A 23,803-nucleotide genomic window follows, 5' to 3' on the forward strand; every position below is an offset into this window, starting at 1 on the left:
GGTCGGCCTCGCCCCGAAAGCTAGCAGCGGCCCGGGATCTGTAAAGTAATCGGCCGCTATCGCGCGCCGCCGTCGCTCGCCCGCGACTGCAGCCAGGAGAGGACCGCCGCGCGCTCGGCGTCCGAGAGGTGGGCGCGGGCCGCCATGCGCCCCATCACGTCGGCCCAGCTCGCCCGGGTCCGCTCGCCCGGGTCGCGCAGCCGGTGACAGGAGGCGCAGCGCTTGCGGTAGAGCCGCTCCACCTCCTGCGGGCCCGGGCCCGGCCCGGGCGCCTCGTCGGCGCCTCGGGCCGGGCCGGCCGCGATCAGGACGGCGGAGAAGGAGAGCGCGAGGAGCGTCGTTCGCATGGGGCCTCTTCCTAATCGCCGCGGGCGCGGGGGCCGCGCCGCAGGTGGGGGATTCCGGCGCCTAGAACTGGAAGGCGAGGATGGCGCGCGCCCGGAGCTTGTCGCTCTCGTCGGTCAGGCCGAACCCGGCGGCCAGGACCAGCCACGAGCGGGCGACCGCGAGCGAGATCGCGGGGCCGGCGTAGTGCTGGGAGGCGGTGTGGTCCTCGGCGGTGCTGTGCCTCCAGGAGCCGAACGCCTCGCCGCCGGCGCGGAGCCAGGGGAGCAGCTCCCAGGAGGCGCCGGCCGCGTAGCCGTACTCGAGCTCCTGACCGCCGCCGTCCGGGATGAACTCCTGCTCCGCGGTCAGGTTCACCGAGAGGTTGAGCCGGTCGATGTCCTTCCCGAGGATGAGCTTCTCCTCGACGGCCCACGGCTTGTCCTCGATCCACTCCTTGCGGAGCTCCAGGTACAGCACCGGATCGACGAACCACTCGCCGGGGTCGGAGAGCCGGTACCGGGACTCGACCTGGGTGGCCTGGTAGCGGGTGGTGTCACCCTGCTCGTACCGGAAGATGTTGTAGAGGGCGATGTCCCAGTGGTCCGTGAGGCCGGTCTCGAGCTCGAGCTGGTGCACCCAGGACTGGGGGCCGTGGCCGCTCTTCGGCTGGTACAGCGTGGACCAGAGCTCCACGTCGAGGGCGCCCTTCGGCGCGATCGAGGCGTTGTAGGTCTCGCCGTAGTAGCGCTGGTCGGCGCGGGCGAGCGGCGGGGCGAGGACGGCGGCGAGTGCGGCGATGGTGACGAGGTGCTTCATTCTCCTGGCTGTGGGCTCGGGCGGCCTCTGTCCTTGGTGACTGCGGGGTGCGGGCGGCGCGCCGCCCGCGGGGGAATCGGGGGTGGTCGGGTCGGCGTCGACTGGCCTCAGGCCTCGACCCGCTTCACGTAGATCTCGCTCGCGATCTCCGGGTCGAGCGCGATGGTGGTCTCGCCGACCTCGATCACGAACGACGGCGAGCGCTGGTGCAGCCGGATCTCGCTGCCCGGGATGACCCCGAGCGCGGCGAGCCGGTCCATCCGGTCGTGGAACTTGGGCGCGATGAAGACGATGCGGCCGGCCGCGCCGAGCTCGAAGCTGGGCAGCCCGGTGACGAGCGGGCGGACCGCCTTGGCCACGGCGCTGCAGCAGGCGCCCGGCGGGATGGCCTTGCCGTGAGGGCAGGTCGGCGGGTGGCCCAGGAGCGTGCAGACCGAGTCGGTCGCCTCCGGCGAGAGGATGTGCTCGAACTCGCAGGCCTGGCTCTCCATCGTGGCCTCGCCGAGCTCGAGCAGATCGTGGAAGAGCCGCTCGGCGAGCCGGTGCCGCCGCACCACCAGGCGGGCGCGCTCCTCGCCGGCGGGCGTGAGGTGGACGCCCCCCCCCTCGCGGCGCAGCAGGCCGAGGGCCTCCAGCTCGGCGAGGTCGCCCTCGGCGCGGTCCCCGGCGTGGTGGCCGGCGTTGGCGAGGACGCCCCCGGCGTCGTTGCGGCCCGCCTCGCGCTCGGTGAAGACGGTCTCGAGGAGCTCCTCGAGCTTGTGCTGCTGCATGGTCACGGTCGATCCTTCTCGGCGCGGCGCCGGTCGAGGAACCCGCGGAGCCGTCCGGCGAGCCCGGTCTCCTGGGGGAAGCTGTAGGTGCAGGACGGGCAGCAGATCACGCGGCAGCCCTTGGCGAGGGGGCAGCTCGGGCGGCAGCCCTGCCCCTCCGCGTCGAACTCGGTCCCGCAGAGCGGGCACCTCTCGAGCCGCTTCGCCGGGGCGCCCATCAGTAGAGCCACCGCATGAGCCCGTCCACCACGGCGCCCACGCCGATGGCGAACGGCAGGATGAAGCCCGCCACCGCGACGCCGGTCTTCCAGCCGCGCTCCTTCAGGATCATGAAGAAGTTGGCGATGCAGGGGATGAACAGGGTCACCGTGACGAGCGCCACCGTGACCTCGATGTTCATCTCGCGGGTCATGGTGCCGGCCTTCATGAACGGCTCGTAGTGCAGGAAGAGCCCGGCGGCGGCGTAGTCGCGGCGCAGGAAGCCGAGGATGAAGGCGGTGGCCGCCTCCTTGGGCAGGTGGAGCAGGTTCACCACCACCGGCGCGGCGACGCGCTCCAGCACGGCGATGCCGTGGATCCGATCGAGCCCCCACAGGATGAGCGTGCCGAGGATGAAGAGCGGGAGCGCCTCGCGCAGGTACCACTCGATCCGCGCCAGCGTCTTCACGGCGATGTTGCCGGCCTGCGGCAGCCGGAGCGGCGGCAGCTCGAGCATGAAGTCGGAGCCGCGGCCGGGGATCACCTTGGCGGCGAGCCAGCCGACGAGGAAGAGCACCGCCAGCACCGTGCCGGCGAACCAGAGCGCGGCCCCCGGGGTGACGCCGCCGAGCATCGCGAAGATGACGGCGAGCTGCGCGCTGCACGGGACCGCGAGCGCCAGGAGGAGCGTCACGATGACCCGCTCCTTGCGGGTCTCCATGATGCGCGCGGTCATGGTGGCCATGGTGTCGCAGCCGAGCCCGAGCACCATCGGCAGCACCGCCTTGCCGTTGAGCCCCATCCGCTTGAAGATCTTGTTCACCATCACGGCGAGGCGAGGCAGGTAGCCCGAGTCCTCGAGGAAGCTGAAGGCGAGGAAGAAGGTGGTGACGATCGGCAGCACGATGGCCATGCCGTAGGACAGCCCCATCGAGAAGACGCCGTAGCGGCCGACGAGGAGCCCGCCGTGCTCGCGGAACGGCACGCCGGCCGGGCCCACCAGGAACTCCTGCACCCCGCGGGCGGGCACGAGCAGGCGCACCAGCCGGTCGAACCAGGGGACGAGGTGCTCGTAGAAGACGGTGTTCTCGAGGAAGTCCACCGCCGTCTTGGCCCCGAAGACGCCCACGAACTCGTAGCAGGCGAAGAGCACGGCCGCGAGGACCGGGAGGCCCAGGACCGGGTGGGTGGACCAGCCGCCGAGCCGGCGGGCGAGGCTCGAGCCCATCGACCTCGCCCCGGCGCGCGACAGCACCGCGTCGTGGAGCCGATCCACCGCCGCGAGCCGCTGGCGCGACACCACGAAGCGGAGCGACTCCGGGTAGCGCGCCGCGAGGCCGCGCCGCTCCGCCTCGATCGTGGCGAGGTCCACCTCCGACATCCGCCCGGCGAGCTGCGCCCCGAGCGACGGATCGCCCACGATCGCCATCAGCGCGAGCGCGCGCTTCCCCAGGCCGCCGTGGCTGGGCAGGAGCGGCTCCACCGCGGCGACCGCCGCCTCGATGGCGTCGTCGTAGCGCACGAGGAAGCGCGACGGGCGGGCGCGCGCGAGGCTCTCGCAGAGCTGCGGGAGCCCCTGCCGCTGCACCGCCACGGTGGGGACCACCTCGATCCCGAGCTCCTCGGAGAGCCGGGCCGCGTCCACCGCGATCCCGCGGCCGAGCGCCTCGTCGTACATGTTGAGCGCGAGCACGAAGGGCACGCCGGCCTCGGCGAGCTGCACCGCGAGGAGCAGGCCCCGGCGCAGGTTCTTGGCGTCGCAGACCTGCAGGCAGGCGTAGTCCCGCTCCGACATGAGGATGTCGCGCGTGACCTGCTCGTCCTCCGACATCGGCAGCAGGTTGTTCGTGCCCGGCGTGTCCATCACGTGCCAGGTGGCGCCGGCGATGCTGGCCGAGCCGCGCGTCACCTCCACGGTGGTGCCGGGGTAGTTCGAGACGGTGACGTACTTGCCGGTGAGCGCGCCGAAGAGGACGCTCTTCCCGACGTTCGGGTTGCCGACCAGGATCACGCTCCGGGCGGCGGAGACGACCTGCTTGCGGTCGAGCGCGGCGGCCGGCGAGGGGCAGTGGCTCACGACCGGCCCTCCCCGCGGGCGCGGCAGGCGGCGCAGCGGCCGTAGAGCTCGAGCTTGTGGCTCTCCACCTCGAACCCGTGGCTCCGGGCGACCCGGAGCTGCAGGTCCTCGATGTCCTCGTTCTCGAACTCCACGATGGCGCCGCACCCGGTGCAGATGAGGTGGTCGTGGTGGTGGGCCCCGGCGGTCGCCGGCTCGTAGCGGGTCTGCCCGTCGCCGAACTGGCGCGGCAGCGCGAGCCCGCACTCGGCCAGGAGCTTCATGGTCCGGTAGACGGTGGCCACGCTGATGCGCCGGTCCCGCTCGTGCACCCGGGCGACCAGGGCCTCCACCGGCACGTGCCCGCCGATCTCGAAGAAGGTCTCGACGATGACGTCCCGCTGCCGGGAGTGCTTCAGCCCGCGGGCGGCGATGAACGTGCCGAGGAGTGCCACCGGGGAGCGCTGGTCCGCTCCGGCCTCGCTGCTCTCGTGTTGCGATTGCGCCTGTCTGGACATGTTGATTGTGATTCTCAGTATCACAGGCAGGCAGGCGACGCAACCCCGATGCGGGTCGCGCGCGCCCTGCCCCGTCCGCTCCAGGCCTACCGGGTGCCGAACCGGACGCCCTGCCGCTCCCAGTACGCCTGCCAGCGCGCGGCGGCGTCCGAGCCTTCACCGCCCGCGTCCTCGCCCGCCAGCGAGGCGAGCGAGGCGTGGGCCTGCCGGCGGACCTCGGGCGAGGGGTCGCCCAGGAGCCCGACCAGGCGGGGGACGTACGACAAGGCGTCCTCGCGCGAGCGGTGCCGCGTCAGCTCCGCCGCCATGGCCCGCGCGTCCGGGTCGGGCGCGCGCAGGTAGCGCGAGAGGTCCACCGGATGGGCGGTGCCGACGGTGCGGTACCGCTCGAGCGACGTCGGGAGCACGAACGTGAAGACCAGGACCATGAGCGCGACCTGCACCATGGCCTTGCCGGCGTGGTAGCGGCCCGCGCTCACGAGCGCGAACCGGTACACCGCGAACCCGACGATGAAGGTGGCGACGAGGGCCGGCGCGAGGACGAGGACCCAGCTGCCGATCGCGCCCTCGCGGACCGCCCGCTCCAGCGAGGGTCCGCCGAAGAGCGCGACGCCGACCGCCGCGAGCAGGATCAGGTAGAGAGGGAGCCGCGCGGCGCGGATGAACGCGAGCAGGGCCCCCCCCTGCTCCCTCGGTTCTGGAGCCATCGCTCGACTCATGCCACGCCGGGACGCCCCCCGCCAATGTTTTCGCGCCGCTTGACTCCGACCGCGCCTTCACGCACGTTCCGCAGCGCCATGGCAGAGCTGGACGACGAGTTGATCGCGCGGGTGATGGACTGGTGCGCGGAGGCGGGGCGCCCCACCACCGCGGCCGAGGTGCGCGCCGCCCTGTCCCCTCTCGGCTGGGACGATCTGCTCGCCGCCAGGGCTTTGCTCGCCGACCCTCCCCCCGCGCGGCCGCTCGGCCCCCGGGCCCTCGCCGACCTGGCGCGCGGCGCTTCGCCCGCCGCCGCGGTCGAGCGGGAGCTCGCGGGCGGCCCGGTCGCCTCGGAGGCCGCCTCGGTCGCCGAAGCCGGCGCGGACGCGGCGGCCGGCGAGAAGCCCGCCCGGCGTCCGCGCAAGCGGCGCGGCCAGCCCGCCGGCCCGGTCGTCCGGCGAGCGCGGGATCGGCAGTCGACCCCGGCCAGCCCCGCACCGGGGTTGCCGCTCCTGGACGAGCTCCTGCTGCCCGAGGGGCGCGCCGTGCTCGAGCGGCTCCAGCGCCGGCTCGGGGCGCGCAGGAAGGCGATCACGGCCGCCCTCGCGGCCGGCTGGCGCCACCCGGACGACGCCCCGCCGGCCGAAGCCGACCTCGAGAAGCTCCTCGCGGCGCACGGGCTCTCCCGCGGCTTCGCCCGCCGGGAGCGCGAGCTCCTCCTCCACGCCGTCCGCGCCGCGGGCGGGGTCCTCTCCCGCGCCGCCCGGAGCGTCGAGCTCTCTGCGGAGGAGCTGGGCGCGGCGCTCGCGCGCGCCGGCGCCCTCCCGGAGGCCGAGCGGATCCGCGCCGAGCGCGGGCGCCAGGTGCTGCGGCAGGCCGCCACGCTCTCCGAGCGCGTCCACCTGCTGCTGGCCGACGAGGAGCGGCTCGCGGAGCTGGGCGTGCTCCCGGCGGTCCTCTCCGACCTGCGGGCGCGCCTGCCCGAGCACCTCCGGGCGCTGCGCGCCTCCACCCCGGCCCGGTTCCTGTTGCCGGCGCTCGCGCGCAGCCTCTCCGTCCCGCGCGTCGCCGCCGAGTCGCTGGCGCGCCGCTTCCAGCTCTCGGTCGGCGAGGCCCGCCCGGCGGGCCCGCGCACCCGCACCGGCGAGGGGCACGAGGTCGATCCCGCGCCGGCGCCCAGGCCGCGGTCGCCACGTCCCGGCGGCGCTGGCCCGTCCTCGTCCCGGCCCGCCGGCCGCGCCGCTCCGTCCTCGCCCCGCTCCGGCCCCCGGCCGAGCTCGCCCCGCGCCGGCGGCCCCCGCCCGAGCTCACCTCGCGCCGGCGGCGCCGCGCGCCCGCCCGCCACCCGCTCCGACGCCGCAGCCCCGCGGCGCGGCCCGCCGCGCCCGTCCGGCCCCTCCGCGCGCCCGGGCGCGCCCGGGACGCGCTCCGGCCCACCCCGCCCCGGCGGAGCCCGCCCCGGCCGCCCGGCGGGCCCGCGCCGCCCGCGCTAGAGACTCGACGAGGACCCGCGACCGTGCCCATCTACGAGTTTCTCTGTGAAGCGTGCGGCAACGTCACCGAGCAGATGCAGAAGGTGACCGACCCGCCGCCCGCGAAGTGCCCCGAGTGCGGCAGCAAGCGGATGGCGAAGCTCGTGTCCCGCAGCGCCTTCCAGCTCAAGGGCGGCGGCTGGTACAAGGACCTCTACGCGTCGAGCGCCGGGGCCGACGCGAAGAAGAAGAAGCCGGACTGATCAGGCCGGCGCGGCGCCGGCCGCCGGCAGGTCCAGGGTGAAGGTCGAGCCCTCCCCGAGCCGGCTCGCCACCCGCACGGCGCCCCCGTGCGCGGCCGCCACCCGCTTCGCGCTGGCGAGCCCGAGCCCGAGGTGGGTCCCGCTCCCCTTGGTCGAGGAGAAGGCGTCGAAGAGGCTCGCCAGCCGCTGCGGCGCGATGCCCACCCCGCGGTCGCGCACCTCGAGCAGGGCCCGCCCGCCGTGCACCTCGGCGACGAGCCGCACCTCGCCCCCGCGCGGGCTCGCCTCGATGGCGTTGGTGACGAGGTTCAGGAGCGCGCGCTCGAGCAGGTGGCGGTCCGCCTCGATCCGCTGCGCCCCGGCCGCCTCGACCACCACCTGCACGCCCATGTGCTCGGCGTACCCCTCGGCGGTGAGCGCCACGCTCCGGAGCAGCTCGCCGAGCTCGACCGGCCGCAGCTCGACCGCGATCCCCTCGCGCGAGAGGTCGGCGAAGTCGTCCACCAGCCCCCGCAGCGCGCCCACCTCGATGCGCAGCAGGTCGCCGAGCCGGGGCAGCACCGCCGGATCGCCGCGCTCGGCCAGCTTGGCGGCGTGCTGCAGCGCCACCAGCCGGTGGTTCATGTCGTGGGTGACGCCGGTGGCGATCCGGCCGGCGGTGCGCCACCGCTCCTCCGCCGCCAGCTCTCCCAGGATCCGGCGCGACTCGCGGGTCCCGATGGCGATCGAGAGCGCCAGGGCGAAGGCCGAGATGCCGGCGAGCAGCAGGCGCGCGCGCCGCACCGGCCGGAGCGCCTCGCGCGCCGGGCGCTCGACCACCACCGTCCAGCCGAGCCGCTCGATGCGGGCCCAGCCGGCGAGCACGTCCTCGCCGGCGCCGCCCTCGAACCGCACCGGCGCCGCCGCGGGATCGCGCGCGGCCCGCGCGGCCGCCACCGACTCGGCCACCCGGTGCCCGGTGAGCACCGCCCCGCGCAGCGCGCCCAGGCCCGAGGCGATGAGCCGGCCGTCGCGCTCGAACGCGAGGGCCCAGCCCGACTGGCCGACCCGGATCGACTGCACGTAGCTCCAGAGCTCGAGGAGGTCCACGTGGGCGCAGACCGCGTGCCCCCGCAGCCGGCGCGCCGGCACGCAGGCGTCGAGGGCCGGGCTGAGATCGCTCTCCAGGTGGAACCCGGACACCTGCTCCACGCCCGCGCGCGCCGCGTCCACCTGGTCGCCCGTGAGCCGGATGGCGGCGAGGTCGGCGGGGTGATCGGGGCCGACCAGCAAGACCCGCCGCAGGCTGGGCGCCTCGAGCCGCACCTCCTCGAGCCGCCGCGCGGCGTCCTCCTCGCTGCCGACGGCGCCCGCCACCGCCCGCAGCGTCTCGAGCACGCCCTCGAGGTGGTCGTCGATCCGCGCCGCGGCCTGGTCGGCGACCGCGCGGAGCTGCTCCTCCACCTCGCGCTCGCCGCTCTGGCGCAGCACCTCGATGGCGATCCCTCCGAGGAGGAGGATGGGGACGATGCCGGTCACCGCGATCATGCCCGCGAGGCGGGCCGCGGTCACGCCGCGGGTCATCGGGTCACCTCCCACTCCGGCAGCCGGCCGAGGACGTCCCAGTCGCCCAGCCTCGGGTTGCGCACGCGCGAGTCCACCGCGGCGAGCCGCCGGCGCCGGCAGAGCGGGACGAGCGGCGGGTCCTCCGCGATCGCCCGGGCCACCTCGTCCGCGTCGCCGCCGGTGCCCGGGGTGACCCGCGCCGAGGGGCGCGCGCGCCACTGCCGCAGCGCCGCCTCCTCCGGCCAGACGAGCACGCTCGCGACGAGCAGGTCGAAGCCGCCCTCCGCCTCGACCCGCTCGCCGCCCTCGGCGCGCCGGTAGGCGCCGCCCCGGCTCCCGAGGGCGCGCCGCAGGGCCAGCCCGGCCAGCGTCCCGGACGGATCGAGGGTGGCGGAGACCACGTCGAGCCGGCGTCCCGGCGGGAGCGCGCCCCCGCCGCTCGCCAGCGGCGCGCAGCCCTCGTGCGCCGCCGCGGCCAGCTCCCCGCGCGGCAGCCAGGCCGCGAGCGCCCGCCGCTCGGCCGCCCCGAGCCTCGGCCCGAAGACCACCGCGAGCCCGAGTGGCGACTCGCCGCGGACCAGCTGGAGCCGCCCCACGCCCTCGACCAGCTGGGCCATGCGGTCGTCGAGCCCGATCATCGCGTCGGCCTCGCCGCGCAGGAGCTGCACGAAGGCGGTGCGCGCGTCGGGGAACGCGAGGAGCCGCACGCGCTCCACCCGCCCCTGCGCCGGGCGGACCCGCTCGAGCAGGAGCTCGCCGGGGCCGGCGGCGGCGAGCCGGAACGGGCGCGAGCCGATCCACCCGTCCGCGGTGCGGCGCCCGAGCCCGACGTGGTAGAGGTCGCCCGGCGCCACGGCGCCGCGCCGCGACGAGAGGAACACCTCGTCACCGTCGATCCGCACCTGGAAGCCGGCGGCCCGGAGGCTCTCGGCGAGGTCGTCGCGGGTGGCGTGCGCGCCATCGGCGAGCCGGACCCCGGGCAGGAGGACGACCCGCAGCCCGTCGCCGGCGCGAGCCCAGGAGGCGAGCACCTCCGAGGCGTGGCCGGACGGGTCGGGGCGCAGCAGCGGCTCGAAGGCGAGGTCGCGCGCCAGCGCGGCGACCCCCTCGGCCGACGCCGGCCCGAAGGTCCCGACCACCCCGGGCACGGCGAAGCGCAGCGTGAACGGGGGGGCCGCGGGGGCCGCGCGGCATCCCGCCAGCAGGAGGAGCACGGGCAGGAGCCGCACGCGCGTCCTCCGGGCGGTCCTACTTGGGCTTGGGGAGCGGCTTGCCCTTCTCGAAGGCCACGCCCTCGCCGTACTTGGCGACGATGGCCTTCTTGGTCTTGAGATTGGTCGACTCGATGACGAACTTGGGCACCCGGCGGGCCCGGCGATCCGCCACCCAGCGCGTGATCTCCACGCGGGGGCGCGCGCCGCGGGACGGCGCCGGCCTGGCGGCCCGGCCGCGGGCGCCGCCGCGGGCCCGGGCGATCCCGTCCTGGAGCTCCTTGTCGAGGCGCTCGGCGGCCATGGTCGCGACGGCCTTGGCGATGGCCTTGGACGCCCGCTTCACGACGCCCTCCATGGCGGCTCGGACGACGTCGTCGATCGTCTGCTGGGCGGCTTCGCGAGGCATGTTCGCTCCTTCACGCGAGGACAACTCTTTTGCGTGGTTAATCTCGATGATTGAGTTGGCATTACCATTGTTCGTTTCGGCCTGCAATTTGAAATTATTTTCTGCTAGGCTGCGCGCTCCAGCCCGAGCGGCCCTCTGGCGGAACGGTAGACGCGCTCGACTCAAAATCGAGTGGGGCAACCCCCCGTCCCGGTTCGAGCCCGGGGAGGGCCAATTTCACTTGCAGCGGGGCGAGCCGGTTGTGTATCGGTACCGGCCCCAACTCCGGAGAAGGTCGAATGTACAACCTGCTGATCAGCCTGGCGGTCGGAGTGGTGGTCACGGCCGCGGTGCGGCTCGGCTTCGGCAGCTGGGTCGCCGCCGTCGTCCCCGGGCTCATCACCGCCGTCGCCGCCTACATCGTGCTCGCCCGCCGCTCCCAGAAGCAGCTCGAGGCGCTCTTCGAGGGCATGCAGCGCGAGGTGCAGGCGCAGCGCCCCGAGAAGGCGATCGCCCTCCTCAAGGGCGGCTTCGCGCTCGCCCCCTGGCAGTTCCTGGTCGCCTCGCAGCTCCACTCGCAGATCGGCGTGCTGCTCTACGTCCAGAAGAGCTTCGACGAGGCGGCGCCGCACCTCGAGAAGAGCTTCTCGCGCCACTGGCTCGCGCAGGCCATGCGGGCCGTCTCGCGCTTCCGCCGGAACGACCTCGCCGGGATGGAGCAGGTCTTCGAGGAGGCGACCAAGGTCTCCAAGAAGGAGGGCCTGCTCTGGGCGGCCTGGGCCTGGTGCCTCGAGAAGGCCGGCCGGCACGCCGACGCGGTGAAGGTCATCGGCCGCGGCGTGGCGGCCAATCCCAGCGACGAGAAGCTCAAGTCGGCGCAGCAATCGCTGGCCAACGGGAAGCGGCTCAAGCTCGGGAAGACCTACGGGCAGGAGTGGTTCGCGCTCCACCTCGAGGCGCCGCCCACCGTGATGGGGCCGCCGCCGCGCGGCTTCCGGCGGCAGATGTACCAGCGGCACTGAGGCCAGCGACCGGCCGCCCCGCCGGCCGCCCTGCCCTCGTCCGTGAGCGTCGGGGTCCCCGCCGGGGACCCGGTCAGACGTGTCAGGTGCCGCCGAAGCCGAGCGTCACCCGGCCGTCCTCCACGATGAGCGGGACGCGCCGGTCGCCCAGCGAATAGTCGAGGAAGCGCCGCATCGCCTCGGCGTCCTTGCGCACGTCGTGGTACTCGAACCCGATCCCTCGCTTGCCGAAGTCCACACGGGCGGCGTTGGTGTAGGGTCAGGTGTCCTTACCGAAGATCTCGACCTTGGCGGGCATCCGTTCCTCCAGGGATTGGCACATCCCCCGTTCGGCCACCATTGTCGGATCGGGCGTCTCGAGAGGCAAGGACGCCGGCGCCGACTCGCGTGGGGCAGTCCCACCGCGGCGTCTGGATGCGGCCCTGCGCGCCGCTGTAACGTGGCCTCGGGGTCGCCGCGCCTCGACGCGGCGGGGGGTTCGATGCAGCGAGGCGAGGAAGGGAGCCGGGGCGACGGCCACCGCGGCGACGGCGACGCCGGCGCGCGGGCCCTGCGCGAGGATCTCGCCCGGAGCCAGGCCGACTGCGCCCAGATGATCGACGCCAACCGCCGGCTCCGCGAGGCCGCGGAGCGGCGCGAGGAGATCCTCGCCACCTGCGCGCGCGACCTGCGCGGCCCCGCCGACCAGCTCCTGCTGCACGCCCGGGCGCTCCTGCAGGGCGCCGCCGGGCCGCTCGCGCCCCCGCAGGCGGAGGCCATCGAGGCGATCGCGCGGGAGTCCCGGCAGCTGCTCCATCTCGCCGACGACCTCCTCGCCCTGCGCGCGCTCGACTCCGGCGCCGAGCCGATCGAGCGCGCCCCCGCCGATCTGCGGGAGGTCGCGCAGGGCGCGTGCGCGCTCGTGGAGCCGCTGGCGCGCGAGCGGGAGGTGCGGCTCGCGCCCGAGCTGCCGGCCCATCCGGTGCCGCTCTCCCTCGACGCCCTGCGGCTGCGGGAGGCGCTCGGGACCCTGCTCGCCCGCGCCGTCGAGCAGGCCCGCCCCGGGGCGGTCCTCGAGCTCGCCGTGTCGCCCCTCCCGGCGGGCGCGCGGGTCACCCTCGCGGCCGCGCGGCAGCCCCACGTCACCCCGGCCCCCTCGGGCGCGCGCCGGCCGCAGCGCGCCGGGGAGCCGCCGCCCGCCGGCGCCCCCGTCCGCCTGCTCGCCCGGATCGGGGGCCTGGGGCTCGCGCTCGCCCGCGCCGTCGTGGAGCTGCACGGCGGGACGCTCGAGGTGGACGGCGATCCCCTCCACCCGGAAGCGGTCCGGGTGGATCTGCCGGAGGCGCCGCCGCCCGGCCGGGCGCGGCCGCGCGACGGCGAGCGCGCGCGGATCCTGGTGGTCGAGGACGACCCCGACGCCCGCGCGGCGCTGGAGCTCCTGCTCGAGAGCGGCTACGACGTCGAGAGCGCCGAGGACGGCGAGCAGGGCCTGGCCCGCTGTCGCGCCGACCTGCCGGACCTCGTCCTCATGGACGTGTTCATGCCGCGCATGGACGGGTTCGCCGCGCTGGCGGCGCTCCGGACCGATCCCCGCACCGCGGAGGTGCCGGTGATCCTGGTCTCCGGGCGCGGCGACGACCTCACCCGCGCCGGCAGCCTCGACCTCGGCGCGGTGGACTTCCTGCAGAAGCCCTTCTCCGAGCGCGAGCTCAAGGCCCGGATCGACCGGACCCTGCGGCTCACCCGGCGGCAGCGGCAGCTGCGCGAGCTGGCGCAGACCGATCCCCTCACCGGGCTGCCCAACCGGCGCGCCTTCCGCACCCAGCTGGCCGAGGAGCTGAAGCGGGCCCGCCGCGCCTACGGGCCGGTCTCGTGCGTGATGATCGACATGGACGACCTGAAGCCGGTGAACGACACGCTCGGCCACGCCGCCGGCGACCGCGCCATCGCCTCGATGGCCGAGGCGATCCGGACCGAGCTGCGCGAGACCGACTTCGGCGCGCGCTACGGCGGCGACGAGTTCGTGGTCCTCCTCCCCCACACCGGCGCGGCCGAGGCCCGGGTCTTCGCCGAGCGCGTCCGCTCGCGCCTGCTCGCGACGGTGCTCGACCTCGAGGGGCACGCGGTCCCGCTGCGGGCCTCCTTCGGCGTGGCCTCGCTGGAGGAGGGCGGCGAGGGCAGCGGCGAGGACCTCGTCCGCCGGGCCGACGCGGCGCTCTACCAGGCGAAGCGGACCGGCCGAGGCGGCGTGGCGGTGCACGGGCACCCCTCCCCGCCCGAGGCCGACGTCGCCGCGCCCCACTGAGCATCCCGGCGTGGCCCCGCCCCGGCCGCGGCGCCCTCGGCGACCTGGGAGCCCGGGTCGGTCCGGGGCGTGCCTCAGAGCTTCGCGCCCGCCGCGGCCCCGTGGCCGTCGCCCGGCTCGGAGCCCTCGCCGGCGCGGTCGCGCGCGCTCGCGGCGTAGCGGTTCAGCTTGTTGTAGAGCGTCTTCTCGCTGATCCCGAGCACCTCCGCGGTGCGGGCCTTGTTGCCCCCGTTCCGCTGCAGCGAGGCGAGGATGTACTCCTTCTCCACGTCGCGCAGCGGGATGCCCACCGGCACGCGGAGCGCCGCCGCCTCGGGGCGCGAGGGGCGCATGTCCGGCGGGAGGTGCTCCTCGCCGATGAGGTCGTGGTCCACGAGGATCATGGCCCGCTCGACCGTGTTGCGCAGCTCGCGGATGTTGCCGGGCCAGGCGTAGCTCTGGAGCGTCTCCATCGCCTGCGCGGACACCCCCTGCACGTGCTTGCCGGTCTCACCGTTGAACTTCTCGATGAAGTGCTGGACGAGGATGGGGATGTCCTCGCGCCGCTCCCGCAGCGGCGGGAGCACGATGGTGAAGACGTGGAGGCGGAAGTAGAGGTCCTCGCGGAAGCGCCCCTTGCGGATCTCGTCCTTCAGATCGCGGTTGCTCGCGCAGATGACCCGCACGTCCACCTCGACCTCGGCCTTGCCGCCGAGCCGGCGGAACTTCCGCTCCTCGAGCACGCGGAGGAACTTGCCCTGCATCTCGAGCGGCAGCTCGCCCACCTCGTCGAGGAAGAGCGTCCCGCCGTGGGCGAGCTCGAAGTTGCCGAGCCGGCGCTGGTCGGCGCCGGTGAAGGCGCCGCGCTCGTACCCGAACAGCTCGGACTCGATGAGCGTGGCGGGGATGGCGGAGCAGTTGAGGGCCACGAAGGGCTTGTCCTTGCGCGGCGAGAGGCTGTGGACGGCGCGCGCCAGCACCTCCTTGCCCGTGCCGCTCTCGCCGCCGATGACCACGCTGGCGTTCGAGGGCGACACCTTCTTCACGAGCTCGAAGACCCGCTGCATCGCGGGCCCGGAGCCGATCATGTCGGTGCCGGGCGCGAGCGCGGCGAGGCGCCGCCGGAGCAGCTGGACCTCGCGCATCGTCTCCTTCTTCTCGAGCGCGCGGTCGAGCACGATGCGGAGCCGGGAGACCTCGAGCGGCTTCTCGATGAACTCGTAGGCCCCTTCCTTGATCGCCTGCACCGCCGTCTGGATGGTGCCGCGCCCGGTGAGGAGCACCACCGGGCAGTCGGGCAGCTCGGCCCGCAGCGCGCGCAGCAGCCAGAGCCCATCCATGTTGGGCATGACGAGATCGGTGAGGATCACGTCGGGGTGCCACTCGATGGCGCGCCGGAGGGCCTCCGTGCCGTCGGAGGCGGTCTGCACGTCGTAGCCCCAGCGCTGCGCGAGCTCGGCGAGCGCCTCCCGGCTGTCGTTCTCGTCGTCCACGATGAGGAGCCGGTAGTTCATGTGGTCCTCTCACCCAGCAGGCTGAGCACCCGGGTGGCGACGTCCCCCTCCGCCGTCACCGTGAGCCGGCCCCCGAGCTGCTCCGCGCCGGCGCGAACCGCGTCGAGGAGCCCCGGGAAGCTCCCGCCGGCGGGCCGCGTCAGCGCCACCCGCACCTCTCCCCCCGCGGCGGAGGCGCTGAGCAGGATCCTGCTCCCCGGCGGGCAGCTCGAGACCGCCTCGAGCAGCAGCGCCAGCACGAGCCGCGCGCCGGCGGACGGGGCGCAGCGCGCGCGCAGGGGCATGGACGGCGCCTCGCACCGCAGCTCCACGCCGCGGCGGCGCGCCTCGTGCCCGAAGAGCGTGACGGCGTCGGGCGCGTAGGCCGCCAGGTCGAGCCAGTTTCCCTCCGCGGACGGATCCGCGACCGAGAGGAAGCGCCGCATCACCTCGTCCACCCGCCCGATCTGCGTCTTCAGGGAGGCGAGGTTCTGGGCGCAGGCCTGCGCCACGCCGTCGCCGCCGCCCGCCACCTTGTCGCCCAGGAGCGCGAGCTGCAGCGCCATGGCGTTGAGCGGGTTCTTCACGTCGTGTGCGACGCCCCCCGCGAGTCGCGTGAGCGCCTCGACGTGGAGTCCTTCGAGCGTGGCAGCATCCTCGGCCATAATGTCTGGTAGGTTTTACCGCGTCCCCTCCGCCATGCACGGTAGAATTTTCACCCCAAAAGGGCAAAACCGCCGCTATTCCGCGACCCTGTGCCGGGCAGCGCGCCGGGCGCCCGCCGTGTGGCTCGCCCTGTGCCTCTCCCTCGCCGGGGTCGTCCCGGCCCGGGCCGACTCGCCGCAGGCCAGCCCGGCCGAGCCCACCGGCGCAGCGCCGCGGGTCGAGCCGGCGGCGCTCCCCGCGCTCCCCCCGGTCCGGCCGCTCCCGCCCGCCGCCCCCGGCGTGCGGACGACCGCCGAGGCCACCATTGGCGCCGTCGGGGACGTGCTCATGCACGCCGCGGTCAAGGAGACCGCGGCGGCCCACGGCGGCGACTACGGCTTCCTCTGGGCGCCGGTCGCCGACCTGCTGCGCTCGAACGACCTCACCTTCGCGAACCTCGAGACCCCGGTCGCCCCGCGCACCGGCACCGGCGCCCGCAGCTTCGTCTTCAACGCGCCGCCGGCCGCGGTCCGAGCCCTGGGCGCGGCCGGGGTGAAGCTCGTGAGCGTGGCCAACAACCACATCTTCGACCAGGGGCGGGACGGGTTCCTCGAGACGGTGGCCGAGCTCGATCGGCTGGGGATGCCCTTCGTCGGGGCCGGGCCGGCCCCGCACGAGGCCGGGCCGCGCCTCGTCGAGCTGAACGGCCTCCGGGTGGCCTTCCTCGGCTTCGCGCAGTTCTTCAACCAGTCGGGCAACGACTGCCCGGCGCGCCGCGAGGGGCCGTGCGTGAAGGCCTCGCTCCTCGACCCCGAGCGCGCCGTCGCCGCGGTGCGCGAGGCCGCCGCCCGGAGCGACGCCGTGGTGGTCTCGATCCACTGGGGCGTGGAGTACACCGGCCAGCCGCGGGAGGCGGAGGTGGCGCTGGCGCACCGGCTGGCCGACGCCGGCGCGCTCGTGGTCCTCGGCCACCACCCCCACGTGCTGCAGCCGCTCGAGCTCTACCGGCGCGAGGACGGGCGCGTCGCGGCCATCGCCTACTCGCTCGGGAACTTCGTCTCGAACCAGTCGCGGAACTTCGTGCCCGGCGTGACGCCCGACGCGGTGGCCGCGCCGCGCGAGGGCGCCCTCCTGCGGGTCCGGCTCGCCCGGCGCGACTACGGCCGCGGGGTGGAGCTGGTGGAGCTCGCCGGCGTGGACTACGTGCCGCTCTGGACGGAGAACGACACGGTCGAGCTCGACCGGAAGCGCCACCCGGAGGCCCGCCCCACGATCCGCGTCGTCGCGCTCGACCGCGCGCTCGCCGAGGTGCGGGCCGAGCTGGCGCGCTTCCCGGAGCCGCTGCCGGCGCCGGAGCGCCCGGCGTGGGTGAAGCTGCGCCGGCGGGAGGCCGCCTACGCCGCCCGCCGGGCCGAGATCCTGGCGACGCTCGGGGAGGAGCTGGCCCGCGAGGTGGCCCCGCCGCCCCCCGAGTCGGCCGCGGCTACCCGCTGACCGGGCGGGCCCGGCCGGTGTCCTCGGGCTGCAGATCGGGCTTCTCCGGCACCTGGAGCTCGCAGAGCTCGATCCCGAGCTTCTGGGCGTACTCGAAGATCCGGTGGTCCCGGTAGAACTCGCCGAACACGATCCGCCTGCAGCCGGAGTTGGCGATGAGCTTGAAGCAGGGCCAGCACGGGGAGGCGGTGGTGTAGATGGTGAACCCGTCGATCGACGCGCCGTTCTTGGCGGCCTGGATGATGGCGTTCGCCTCGGCGTGCACCGTCGCCACGCAGTGGCCGTCCTCCATCATGTGCCCCACCTCGGAGCAGTGCGGCAGGCCGCGGATGGACCCGTTGTAGCCGGTGGAGAGGATGGTGCGATCCCTCACCACCACCGCGCCCACGTGCTTGCGGTCGCAGGTGGCCCGGGTGGCCACCACCCGCGCGATGTTCATGAAGTACTCGTCCCAGCTGGCGCGTCGATCCATTGCTGCCCTCCGCGAAGGGCGGCATGCTAACCCGATCCCGGCCCGCGCCCAAGGCGGCGCCGGCGGGAACGCGATCCTTCCACCCCCCTCGCCCGGCGGCGCGGCCGCCCCGGCGTCGCCTTCCGAGGAGCTCGAGCCATGATCCGTCACCCGCTGGAGCTCGCCGCCCTCCTCCTCGCGGCGCTCGCGGCGCCAGCCCTCGCGACCCCCGAGGACGCGCCGGCCGACGTCGAGGGGGCCGCCGCCCTCCCCGCGACCGGCGGCGCCGAGCGGGCCGCCGCGCCCGGCGGCGGCGTGCTCACCGTCTCCGGAAAGATCGCCGCCGTGGACCTCGCCCGCGGCCGGTTCATAGTGGACGCCCCCTCGGGACCGGTGGAGCTCCAGGTGGACCGGAACACCGGCGTCTTCCTCGAGAAGCGGATGGGCACGCTGCGCAGCCTGTCCGCCGGGCTCCCGGTGCGCGCCTGCTACGCGGATCCCGAGCGCACCGCGTTCTGGGTGGAGGTCCACGCGCGCGGCGTGCAGCCCGGCCGCGCCGCGCTCGAGGTGAAGCCCCCTCCCTCCGGCCCGGCCACCCCGCCCGCCGCGGAGGACGGCGACGAGGGCGCGGCGCCGCCCGACTCCGGCGCGACCCCGCCGTCCGCGGGCGGGCCGGAGCAGCCCGGCCCCGGCCGCACCACGCCGGGACCGAAGAGCGGCGGCTAGCGAGCGCTCCGCTAGGAGCCGCTCGCGGGCGGCGGCGCCGCGCGCTTCGGCTCGGCGCGGGCCGACGCCTCGGCCGGCCCGCCCGGCAGGAGCAGCTTCGCGAGGCCCCGCTCGGACAGGAAGCGCCGGATCTTGGCCGCGGGCGCGACGAAGGTCTCGCCCGGCATGGGCACGTCGAAGGCGTACTCGTCCTTCTGGCCGAAGGCGACGCGCGCCGTCCGGTAGCCCTCGACGAGCCCCACCAGCCGCCCGCTCGGCACCTCGAACACGCCGCCGCCGGAGCTGCCGTAGCCGATGGCGGCGTCGGTCTTGAGCGTGCGCGGGATCCGGGGCGCGCCGGCGCCCTCGGGGAAGTCGTACTCGACCTGCGACACGATCCCCGCGGCGACCGAGAGCCCCTTCCCGAAGGGCGCGCCGATGACGACGAGGTCGTCGCCGAGCTCGAGGCCGTCGTCGCCCGCGAGCTCTGCCGTCGCGAGCGCGCCGTCGTCCACCTCGAGCACGGCCAGGTCCACCTCCGGCACCTTGCCCCGCGCCACCACGCGCGCCTCGAGCGGCTTCGCGCGGCCGGCGGCGAGGACCCGGACCTTCACCGGCTCGCTCCAGGCAGGGGACGGGTCCACCACGTGGGCGTTGGTGAGGACGTAGGTCTCCCCGCCCTCGCGGGCGAAGGCGATCCCGGAGGCGCTCCGGACCACCTTCCCCGAGGCGCCGACGAGCTGGATGCGCAGCGCGGCGGGGAAGACCTTCTGGACCGTGGCGGAGCGGGGGTTCCCCCGGCCCTGGGCGGAGGCGAGGTGGGTGCCGGCCGCGGCGAGCGCCAGCGCGGTCCCCAGACCGGCGGCGATACGGACGAGCTTGGGTCGGAGCGTGGTCACGCCACGGACAAGGAATGGGCCCCGCGCGGTATTCCAGCGCCGGACGCTCACCGAGGCGGCACCCCGTCGAGGGGGTGATGTCCCGCCCGGGGTCGATGCGGTACGATCCGCCGGTGGACCGCCTCCGGCCGGACACCATCCTCGGGATCGACCTCGGGACCACCAACTCCTGCGGCGCCGTGGTGATGCCGGGCGGGCAGGTGAAGATCGTCCCGCAGCGGAGCGGGGACGGGATCGTGCCGTCGGTCTTCGCCATCGACGAGAAGGGGCACGAGCTCGTCGGCCACGAGGCCAAGCGGCAGTGGCAGCTCAACCCGCGCAACACCCTCTACGCGACCAAGCGGCTGATCGGCCGCTCGCCGCACGACGAGGTGGTCGCGGGCGTGCAGCGCTCGGTGGCGTTCCGGGTGGTGCCCGGCCCCGGCGAGGAGGTGGCGCTCGCCTGCCAGGGCCAGCGCTTCCAGGTGCAGGAGGTGAGCGCGCGGATCCTCGCCAAGATCCGCGACGTCGCCTCGGACTTCCTCGGCTTCCGCGTGGCCCGCGCGGTGGTGACGGTGCCGGCCTACTTCACCGACCGCCAGCGGCAGGCGGTGAAGGCCGCCGGCCGGCTCATCGGGCTCGAGGTGGTGCGGATCATCAACGAGCCCACCGCGGCGGCCCTCGCCTACGGCATCGGCCGCCGGCTCCGGGAGCGGGTGCTGGTGTTCGACCTCGGCGGCGGCACGTTCGACGTCTCCATCATCGAGATCCGCGACCGGGTGTTCGAGGTGAAGGCGACCGGGGGCGACATCTTCCTCGGCGGCCTCGACTTCGACGACGCCATCGTGGGCCAGGTGCTGGAGCGCTTCCGCGCCGAGCACGGGCTCGACCTCACGCAGGACCCGGTGGCGATGCAGCGGATCCGCGACCTCGCCGAGCGGAGCAAGATCGACCTCTCGAGCCGCAGCGAGGTGCCCTTCTCGATCCCCTTCGTCACCATGACCGACGACGGGCGGCCGGTCAGCCTGGAGCAGCGGCTCGGCCGGCGCGAGCTCGAGCGGCTCACCTTCCCGCTCGTCGAGCGCGCGCTCCGGATGGTGGAGCGCGTGATGCGCGACGCCGGCCTCGCCCCCCACGACGTGGACGAGGTCCTGCTCGTCGGCGGCCAGACCCGGATGCCGCTCATCCAGCGCATGCTCGGGGACTGGTTCGGGCGCCCGCCGTCGAAGGGCGTCCACCCCGACGAGGCGGTCGCCATCGGGGCGGCGCTCTACGCCTGGTCGCTCCAGGACGACAGCGATCTCAAGCTGCAGCTCCTCGACGTCATCCCCATGGCGATCGGCATCGAGGCGGCCGGCGGGGCGATGCGGACGGTGCTGCCGCGCAACGCGCCGATCCCGAACGCGAAGGCGATCCCCGCGACCAGCTCGCTCGACGGCCAGCGCGAGCTCTCGGTGCGCATCTACCAGGGCGACCACCCCGAGGCCGTCCGGAACGACCTCCTCGGCGAGTTCACCTTCGGCGGCGTCCGCCCCAGCCCGGCGGGCCAGGTCCGGCTCGAGATCCTGTTCGAGGTGAGCGTGGAGGGCATCCTCACGGTGAGCGCGCGCGACCTCGACACCGGGAAGCAGATGCGGACCACGGTCCGCGTCACCGAGAGTTGATGGCGCGCGGCCTCGACGGGGGGCCTCGAACGGGGAGCCCCCGCCGTCGCGCTTGAAGGACCGGGCGCGACGGAAGAGTCTCCCGCCCCATGAACCTCCTCGCCCCCTTCGCGAAGCGTCTCGGCCCGGCGTTCCTGGCCGGCCTCCTCCTCCTCCCCGCCGTCGCCGGCGCGCGCGCCCCGGCCGCCACCGGCGGCGACACCACCCTCGCCCCCGGCGCGATGGCCTGGGGCGTGCTCGGCGCCATCGACATCCCGACGGCCAGCGGGAGCAACGTCGGCCCGCGCCTGATCGGCGAGGGCATGTACGGCATCGGCGAGATCGCCCCCAACCTGCGGCTCGACGTCGGCCCCCGGCTCGCCTTCACCTACAACGGCGGCGACGCCAGCCTCTGGACCCTCGACGCGCTGGGCGTGGGACGCCTGAGCTACGCGCTCGATCCGCGGCTCTCCGTCTACGGCGAGGCCGGGCTCGGCTTCGGCTACTACCACTGGAGCGTGGACGTCGGGGCCGGATCGGTCTCGGACAGCGGCCTCATGTTCGACCTCCTCATCGCGCCCGGCGTGATCTACGCCCTCGGCCCGAACCTGAACCTCCTCGGCGAGGTGGGCTTCTGGATCAACGCCAAGAGCGGGCTCGGAACGCACATCGCGATCCCGACCGTCGGCGTCCAGTGGAAGATGTAGAAGTCCTGCCAGCGCCCCGCGGTCGTTAGTAGAATGCTGAGCGAAGCCGACGGCCCGCTCGGGCCGCCCCGTCCATCCTCGTCTGCCTGGAGACCCCCTTGCACACGTTCCTGTCTCGCGCCCTGCGGCTGCCGATCCTCGCCGCCGCCTGCCTCCTCGCTGGACCGGCGTTCGCCGGCGACTACGACCTGCGGGCCACCCCCGACCTCTACGCCGGCTCCGGCGCTGGCGCCCACCGCGCGGCCGGCTCCGACTACTGGCAGATCGCCCCCCGCCTCGAGCTCGCCATCCCCCTCTCCGACGACGGTCTGAGCTCCGGCCCGAAGATGGGCGTCGAGGCGCTCTACGCCTTCGGCGAGATCGCCCCCAAGCTCGACCTCGACGCCGGCGGCCGCTTCTCGTTCACCTACGTGGACCCGATCTCGATCTTCGAGCTCGTCCCCGAGGCGCGCCTCTCGACGCCCATCGGGCCGAGGCTCAAGCTCTACGGCGAGACCGGGCTCGGGCTGGCGCTGCTCACGGGCGGTGGCGACAACAGCCTCGCCGGCGTGCTCCGCTTCGGCTTCGGCGGCACCTACGCGCTCTCGAACAAGGTGAACCTGCTCGTGGAGCCGCTCGGCTTCAACATCTACCTGAAGAGCGGCTCGCACACGATCATGAACGTGGCGATCGGGCTGCAGTTCAAGAGCTAGCGCTTCGTCGCGAGAAGTGAGAGAGCGGCCGCCCGTCCTCGCTGGACGAGCGGCCGCTCCGTTTTCCGGGCGAGGAGGGAGGGCGCCCGGAGACGCCTCTCACCGGGCTGGCCGCCCGGGAGAGGCCTCAGTCGTGACGCGGCGGGGCCGCGTGAGCTCCCCCGCCGTTCGCGTGGCCGCTGCCGCCGCTGCCACCGCCGCGCGGAGCCGAGGCGGCCGGGCCGCCCGGAGCGCGCGGCGCGGCGAAGCCCGGCCCACCGCCCGGCGCGCGGCTCGCGCCCGCCGAGGGGCCGCGCGGCGCGACGCCCTGGGGCGCCGGGACGGCGCGCGGCGGGGCGATGGCGGCCGGCCGGTTGCCGTCCCCGCGGGGCGCGATGGTGCCCTGGGGCCGGCCAGGCGCGGGCACCGGCTGCGCCGCGGACGGCGACGCGCGGTTCGGCGCGACCTGGCCGGGCGGCTGCGAGGGGCGACCGGTCCAGGGCTGGGCCGGCGCCGGGCGCGCCGGGGCGACCGGCGCGGCGCTCCCCGGGCGCTGCGGCGCGAAGGAGGAGCCGGGGGCGCCGGGCCGTACCGGCGCCGCGCGCGCCTCCGGACGGTAGACGGGGACGACGCCCGGGCGGGCGACGCCGGCCATGTGGCCAGGGCTCGCCACCCCGACCAGCCGAGCCGGGGCGATGGCGTGCCCGACCCGCTGCTCGACGAAGCGGTGCCCGGGGCCGCCCCAGGCCGGCGCGGGCGCGCCGAACTGCGCGCTGCGCGGCGGCGCGGGCCGGGTGGCGTGGAACCAGCGGGGGACGTAGGAGGGCGCGTACGCCGCGCTGTAGACCGGGTAGCCGGCGAAGCGTCCGCACGGCACGAAGGTCCAGTAGCTGTAGTACGCGGGGTAGTTGGTCACGTAGACCGAGAAGCCCGGGGACAGCGGCGCCCAGCCGATCGCGTCGGCGCCGAACCGCCAGGTCACCCAGGCCGGCGCCCACTGGTAGCCGGGCACCCAGACCCAGCCGTAGTAGCCGTCATAGGCCCAGCGCCCGTAGTGGTAGGCGGCCCAGCCCCAGGGCTCCTCCGACTGCCAGAACCAGCCCTCGTTGGTCCACTCCCAGCGGCCGTAGTAGTACGGCCGCCAGCCGGCGGCGACGCGGAGGGGCCGCCAGACCCGGCCGTACGCCCCCACCGACACCCACTCGCCGTAGGGCGCGAGGCCGTCGTGGAAGGTCTCGAAGCCGATCGAGGCGCCCGGCGTGGACATGTCCACGTGGACGTCCACCTGCGGGTCGGACGGCGGGGGCGGGGCCTGCGGGTACTCGACCTCGCCCTGGTAGTCGCCGTACTCCTCACCCTGCGGGTACGGATACTCGTCGCTCTGGGCCCGTGCCCAGCGGGGGACGGCCAGGGCGGCGAGGGCGGCGACGACGGCCAGATGCCGGAACATGATGGACCTCCTCGCTTCGGGGACGGCGGAGGCTCCCCGAAGCTTCACACCTGCACTAAAGCAAGCGGGGTGCCGGGTCCAGAAACGCGAAAGGCCTGGGGTTTCCAGGCCTTCGGGC

The 23,803-nt window shown here is 75.0% G+C and carries 25 protein-coding genes and 1 tRNA gene; 10 read left to right on the forward strand and 16 right to left on the reverse strand.

Features of this window, described 5'->3' with window-relative positions:
* Window positions 1-56: 56 nt before the first annotated feature.
* The 7 genes from AMPC_RS04580 to AMPC_RS04610 form a co-directional block, all read right to left on the reverse strand.
* The gene (locus AMPC_RS04580; RefSeq protein ID WP_248344711.1) at window positions 57-347 is read right to left on the reverse strand and encodes a c-type cytochrome; all 291 of its coding nucleotides are present in this window, start codon (window positions 345-347) and stop codon (window positions 57-59) included.
* Window positions 348-408: 61 nt separating this feature from the next.
* Complete coding sequence (locus AMPC_RS04585; RefSeq protein ID WP_248344712.1) at window positions 409-1,143, reverse strand: hypothetical protein; 735 nt, start codon at window positions 1,141-1,143, stop codon at window positions 409-411.
* 107 nt (window positions 1,144-1,250) lie between these two features.
* Entirely contained in the window at window positions 1,251-1,913 is a 663-nt protein-coding gene (locus tag AMPC_RS04590) for a metal-dependent transcriptional regulator (protein ID WP_248346400.1), read from the reverse strand.
* Window positions 1,914-1,915: 2 nt separating this feature from the next.
* Window positions 1,916-2,131, reverse strand: a complete 216-nt coding sequence (locus tag AMPC_RS04595) for a hypothetical protein (RefSeq protein ID WP_248344713.1) — start codon at window positions 2,129-2,131, stop codon at window positions 1,916-1,918.
* Window positions 2,131-4,188 (reverse strand): ferrous iron transport protein B, encoded by a 2,058-nt coding sequence (gene feoB, locus AMPC_RS04600; protein ID WP_248344714.1) that lies wholly within the window; start codon window positions 4,186-4,188, stop codon window positions 2,131-2,133. The genes AMPC_RS04595 and feoB overlap by 1 nt, the downstream gene beginning before the upstream one ends.
* On the reverse strand, window positions 4,185-4,685 hold the full coding sequence (locus tag AMPC_RS04605) for a Fur family transcriptional regulator (protein WP_404800629.1): 501 nt from the start codon (window positions 4,683-4,685) through the stop codon (window positions 4,185-4,187). Before AMPC_RS04605 ends, feoB begins: the two co-directional genes overlap by 4 nt.
* A gap of 86 nt (window positions 4,686-4,771) precedes the next feature.
* Window positions 4,772-5,392, reverse strand: coding sequence for a HEAT repeat domain-containing protein (locus tag AMPC_RS04610; protein ID WP_248344716.1), 621 nt, complete (start codon window positions 5,390-5,392; stop codon window positions 4,772-4,774).
* Between the two features lie 90 nt (window positions 5,393-5,482).
* On the opposite strand from AMPC_RS04610, the gene AMPC_RS04615 reads away from it, so the two are divergent.
* Together AMPC_RS04615 and AMPC_RS04620 are read left to right on the forward strand one after the other, a co-directional pair.
* Entirely contained in the window at window positions 5,483-6,877 is a 1,395-nt protein-coding gene (locus AMPC_RS04615) for a Fis family transcriptional regulator (protein WP_248344717.1), read from the forward strand.
* A 23-nt stretch (window positions 6,878-6,900) separates the two neighbouring features.
* Window positions 6,901-7,119 carry an FmdB family zinc ribbon protein gene (locus AMPC_RS04620; protein ID WP_248344718.1) on the forward strand — a complete coding sequence of 73 codons (219 nt, stop codon included), beginning with the start codon at window positions 6,901-6,903 and terminating at the stop codon, window positions 7,117-7,119.
* Here the strand turns inward: AMPC_RS04620 and AMPC_RS04625 are convergent, their stop codons facing one another.
* From AMPC_RS04625 to AMPC_RS04635, 3 genes are read right to left on the reverse strand one after another with little or no spacing between them, the layout of a single operon-like run.
* Window positions 7,120-8,682 (reverse strand): sensor histidine kinase, encoded by a 1,563-nt coding sequence (locus tag AMPC_RS04625; RefSeq protein ID WP_248344720.1) that lies wholly within the window; start codon window positions 8,680-8,682, stop codon window positions 7,120-7,122.
* Window positions 8,679-9,893, reverse strand: coding sequence for a periplasmic substrate-binding domain-containing protein (locus tag AMPC_RS04630; protein ID WP_248344722.1), 1,215 nt, complete (start codon window positions 9,891-9,893; stop codon window positions 8,679-8,681). The genes AMPC_RS04625 and AMPC_RS04630 overlap by 4 nt, the downstream gene beginning before the upstream one ends.
* 19 nt (window positions 9,894-9,912) lie before the next feature.
* Complete coding sequence (locus AMPC_RS04635) at window positions 9,913-10,284, reverse strand: hypothetical protein (protein ID WP_248344723.1); 372 nt, start codon at window positions 10,282-10,284, stop codon at window positions 9,913-9,915.
* A 129-nt stretch (window positions 10,285-10,413) separates the two neighbouring features.
* Between AMPC_RS04635 and AMPC_RS04640 the strand changes: the two genes are divergently transcribed.
* Both AMPC_RS04640 and AMPC_RS04645 read left to right on the forward strand, forming a co-directional pair.
* Window positions 10,414-10,497, forward strand: a tRNA-Leu gene (locus tag AMPC_RS04640).
* 65 nt (window positions 10,498-10,562) lie between these two features.
* Window positions 10,563-11,285, forward strand: coding sequence for a tetratricopeptide repeat protein (locus tag AMPC_RS04645; protein WP_248344724.1), 723 nt, complete (start codon window positions 10,563-10,565; stop codon window positions 11,283-11,285).
* A gap of 82 nt (window positions 11,286-11,367) precedes the next feature.
* Here AMPC_RS04645 and uxx1 read toward each other — a convergent pair whose 3' ends face one another.
* Window positions 11,368-11,583 (reverse strand): UXX-star selenoprotein family 1, encoded by a 216-nt coding sequence (gene uxx1, locus AMPC_RS04650; protein ID WP_318654315.1) that lies wholly within the window; start codon window positions 11,581-11,583, stop codon window positions 11,368-11,370.
* Between the two features lie 183 nt (window positions 11,584-11,766).
* Here uxx1 and AMPC_RS04655 point away from each other — a divergent pair, with 183 nt between their 5' ends.
* On the forward strand, window positions 11,767-13,569 hold the full coding sequence (locus AMPC_RS04655; protein WP_248344726.1) for a diguanylate cyclase: 1,803 nt from the start codon (window positions 11,767-11,769) through the stop codon (window positions 13,567-13,569).
* A 74-nt stretch (window positions 13,570-13,643) separates the two neighbouring features.
* On the opposite strand, the gene AMPC_RS04660 is transcribed toward AMPC_RS04655, so the two are convergent.
* Both AMPC_RS04660 and AMPC_RS04665 read right to left on the reverse strand, forming a co-directional pair.
* Window positions 13,644-15,062, reverse strand: coding sequence for a sigma-54-dependent transcriptional regulator (locus AMPC_RS04660; protein ID WP_248344727.1), 1,419 nt, complete (start codon window positions 15,060-15,062; stop codon window positions 13,644-13,646).
* The gene (locus AMPC_RS04665) at window positions 15,059-15,706 is read right to left on the reverse strand and encodes a histidine kinase dimerization/phospho-acceptor domain-containing protein (protein WP_248344728.1); all 648 of its coding nucleotides are present in this window, start codon (window positions 15,704-15,706) and stop codon (window positions 15,059-15,061) included. Before AMPC_RS04665 ends, AMPC_RS04660 begins: the two co-directional genes overlap by 4 nt.
* Window positions 15,707-15,824: 118 nt before the next feature.
* On the opposite strand from AMPC_RS04665, the gene AMPC_RS04670 reads away from it, so the two are divergent.
* A complete protein-coding gene (locus AMPC_RS04670; protein ID WP_248344730.1) occupies window positions 15,825-17,180 on the forward strand; it encodes a CapA family protein in 1,356 nt (451 codons plus the stop codon).
* Here AMPC_RS04670 and AMPC_RS04675 read toward each other — a convergent pair.
* On the reverse strand, window positions 17,170-17,652 hold the full coding sequence (locus tag AMPC_RS04675; RefSeq protein WP_248344732.1) for a deoxycytidylate deaminase: 483 nt from the start codon (window positions 17,650-17,652) through the stop codon (window positions 17,170-17,172). The genes AMPC_RS04670 and AMPC_RS04675 overlap by 11 nt on opposite strands.
* A 138-nt stretch (window positions 17,653-17,790) precedes the next feature.
* Here AMPC_RS04675 and AMPC_RS04680 point away from each other — a divergent pair, with 138 nt between their 5' ends.
* The gene (locus AMPC_RS04680) at window positions 17,791-18,357 is read left to right on the forward strand and encodes a hypothetical protein (RefSeq protein WP_248344733.1); all 567 of its coding nucleotides are present in this window, start codon (window positions 17,791-17,793) and stop codon (window positions 18,355-18,357) included.
* Between the two features lie 11 nt (window positions 18,358-18,368).
* Here the strand turns inward: AMPC_RS04680 and AMPC_RS04685 are convergent, their stop codons facing one another.
* A complete protein-coding gene (locus tag AMPC_RS04685) occupies window positions 18,369-19,235 on the reverse strand; it encodes a S1C family serine protease (RefSeq protein WP_248344734.1) in 867 nt (288 codons plus the stop codon).
* A gap of 95 nt (window positions 19,236-19,330) precedes the next feature.
* Here AMPC_RS04685 and AMPC_RS04690 point away from each other — a divergent pair, with 95 nt between their 5' ends.
* The 3 genes from AMPC_RS04690 to AMPC_RS04700 all read left to right on the forward strand — a co-directional run bounded on the left by AMPC_RS04690 (window position 19,331) and on the right by AMPC_RS04700 (window position 22,256).
* A complete protein-coding gene (locus AMPC_RS04690) occupies window positions 19,331-20,878 on the forward strand; it encodes an Hsp70 family protein (RefSeq protein ID WP_248346402.1) in 1,548 nt (515 codons plus the stop codon).
* Window positions 20,879-20,967: 89 nt separating this feature from the next.
* On the forward strand, window positions 20,968-21,564 hold the full coding sequence (locus tag AMPC_RS04695) for an outer membrane protein (RefSeq protein ID WP_248344735.1): 597 nt from the start codon (window positions 20,968-20,970) through the stop codon (window positions 21,562-21,564).
* Window positions 21,565-21,662: 98 nt separating this feature from the next.
* Complete coding sequence (locus tag AMPC_RS04700; RefSeq protein WP_248344736.1) at window positions 21,663-22,256, forward strand: hypothetical protein; 594 nt, start codon at window positions 21,663-21,665, stop codon at window positions 22,254-22,256.
* A gap of 127 nt (window positions 22,257-22,383) precedes the next feature.
* Here AMPC_RS04700 and AMPC_RS04705 read toward each other — a convergent pair whose 3' ends face one another.
* Complete coding sequence (locus AMPC_RS04705) at window positions 22,384-23,685, reverse strand: DUF6600 domain-containing protein (RefSeq protein WP_248344737.1); 1,302 nt, start codon at window positions 23,683-23,685, stop codon at window positions 22,384-22,386.
* Window positions 23,686-23,803: the final 118 nt, after the last annotated feature.

This window comes from Anaeromyxobacter paludicola, from assembly GCF_023169965.1.
GTDB classification, from domain to species: Bacteria; Myxococcota; Myxococcia; order Myxococcales; family Anaeromyxobacteraceae; genus Anaeromyxobacter_B; species Anaeromyxobacter_B paludicola.

Excerpts from the sequence above, each read along its gene's own strand:
- AMPC_RS04580 (WP_248344711.1), bottom strand. The coding sequence starts at position 347 with ATGCGAACGACGCTCCTCGCGCTCTCCTTCTCCGCCGTCCTGATCGCG.
- AMPC_RS04585 (WP_248344712.1), bottom strand. The coding sequence starts at position 1,143 with ATGAAGCACCTCGTCACCATCGCCGCACTCGCCGCCGTCCTCGCCCCG.
- AMPC_RS04590 (WP_248346400.1), bottom strand. The coding sequence starts at position 1,913 with ATGCAGCAGCACAAGCTCGAGGAGCTCCTCGAGACCGTCTTCACCGAG.
- AMPC_RS04595 (WP_248344713.1), bottom strand. The coding sequence starts at position 2,131 with ATGGGCGCCCCGGCGAAGCGGCTCGAGAGGTGCCCGCTCTGCGGGACC.
- AMPC_RS04605 (WP_404800629.1), bottom strand. The coding sequence starts at position 4,685 with ATGTCCAGACAGGCGCAATCGCAACACGAGAGCAGCGAGGCCGGAGCG.
- AMPC_RS04610 (WP_248344716.1), bottom strand. The coding sequence starts at position 5,392 with ATGGCTCCAGAACCGAGGGAGCAGGGGGGGGCCCTGCTCGCGTTCATC.
- AMPC_RS04615 (WP_248344717.1), top strand. The coding sequence starts at position 5,483 with ATGGCAGAGCTGGACGACGAGTTGATCGCGCGGGTGATGGACTGGTGC.
- AMPC_RS04625 (WP_248344720.1), bottom strand. The coding sequence starts at position 8,682 with ATGACCCGCGGCGTGACCGCGGCCCGCCTCGCGGGCATGATCGCGGTG.
- AMPC_RS04635 (WP_248344723.1), bottom strand. The coding sequence starts at position 10,284 with ATGCCTCGCGAAGCCGCCCAGCAGACGATCGACGACGTCGTCCGAGCC.
- AMPC_RS04645 (WP_248344724.1), top strand. The coding sequence starts at position 10,563 with ATGTACAACCTGCTGATCAGCCTGGCGGTCGGAGTGGTGGTCACGGCC.
- AMPC_RS04655 (WP_248344726.1), top strand. The coding sequence starts at position 11,767 with ATGCAGCGAGGCGAGGAAGGGAGCCGGGGCGACGGCCACCGCGGCGAC.
- AMPC_RS04660 (WP_248344727.1), bottom strand. The coding sequence starts at position 15,062 with ATGAACTACCGGCTCCTCATCGTGGACGACGAGAACGACAGCCGGGAG.
- AMPC_RS04665 (WP_248344728.1), bottom strand. The coding sequence starts at position 15,706 with ATGGCCGAGGATGCTGCCACGCTCGAAGGACTCCACGTCGAGGCGCTC.
- AMPC_RS04675 (WP_248344732.1), bottom strand. The coding sequence starts at position 17,652 with ATGGATCGACGCGCCAGCTGGGACGAGTACTTCATGAACATCGCGCGG.
- AMPC_RS04680 (WP_248344733.1), top strand. The coding sequence starts at position 17,791 with ATGATCCGTCACCCGCTGGAGCTCGCCGCCCTCCTCCTCGCGGCGCTC.
- AMPC_RS04690 (WP_248346402.1), top strand. The coding sequence starts at position 19,331 with ATGCGGTACGATCCGCCGGTGGACCGCCTCCGGCCGGACACCATCCTC.
- AMPC_RS04695 (WP_248344735.1), top strand. The coding sequence starts at position 20,968 with ATGAACCTCCTCGCCCCCTTCGCGAAGCGTCTCGGCCCGGCGTTCCTG.
- AMPC_RS04705 (WP_248344737.1), bottom strand. The coding sequence starts at position 23,685 with ATGTTCCGGCATCTGGCCGTCGTCGCCGCCCTCGCCGCCCTGGCCGTC.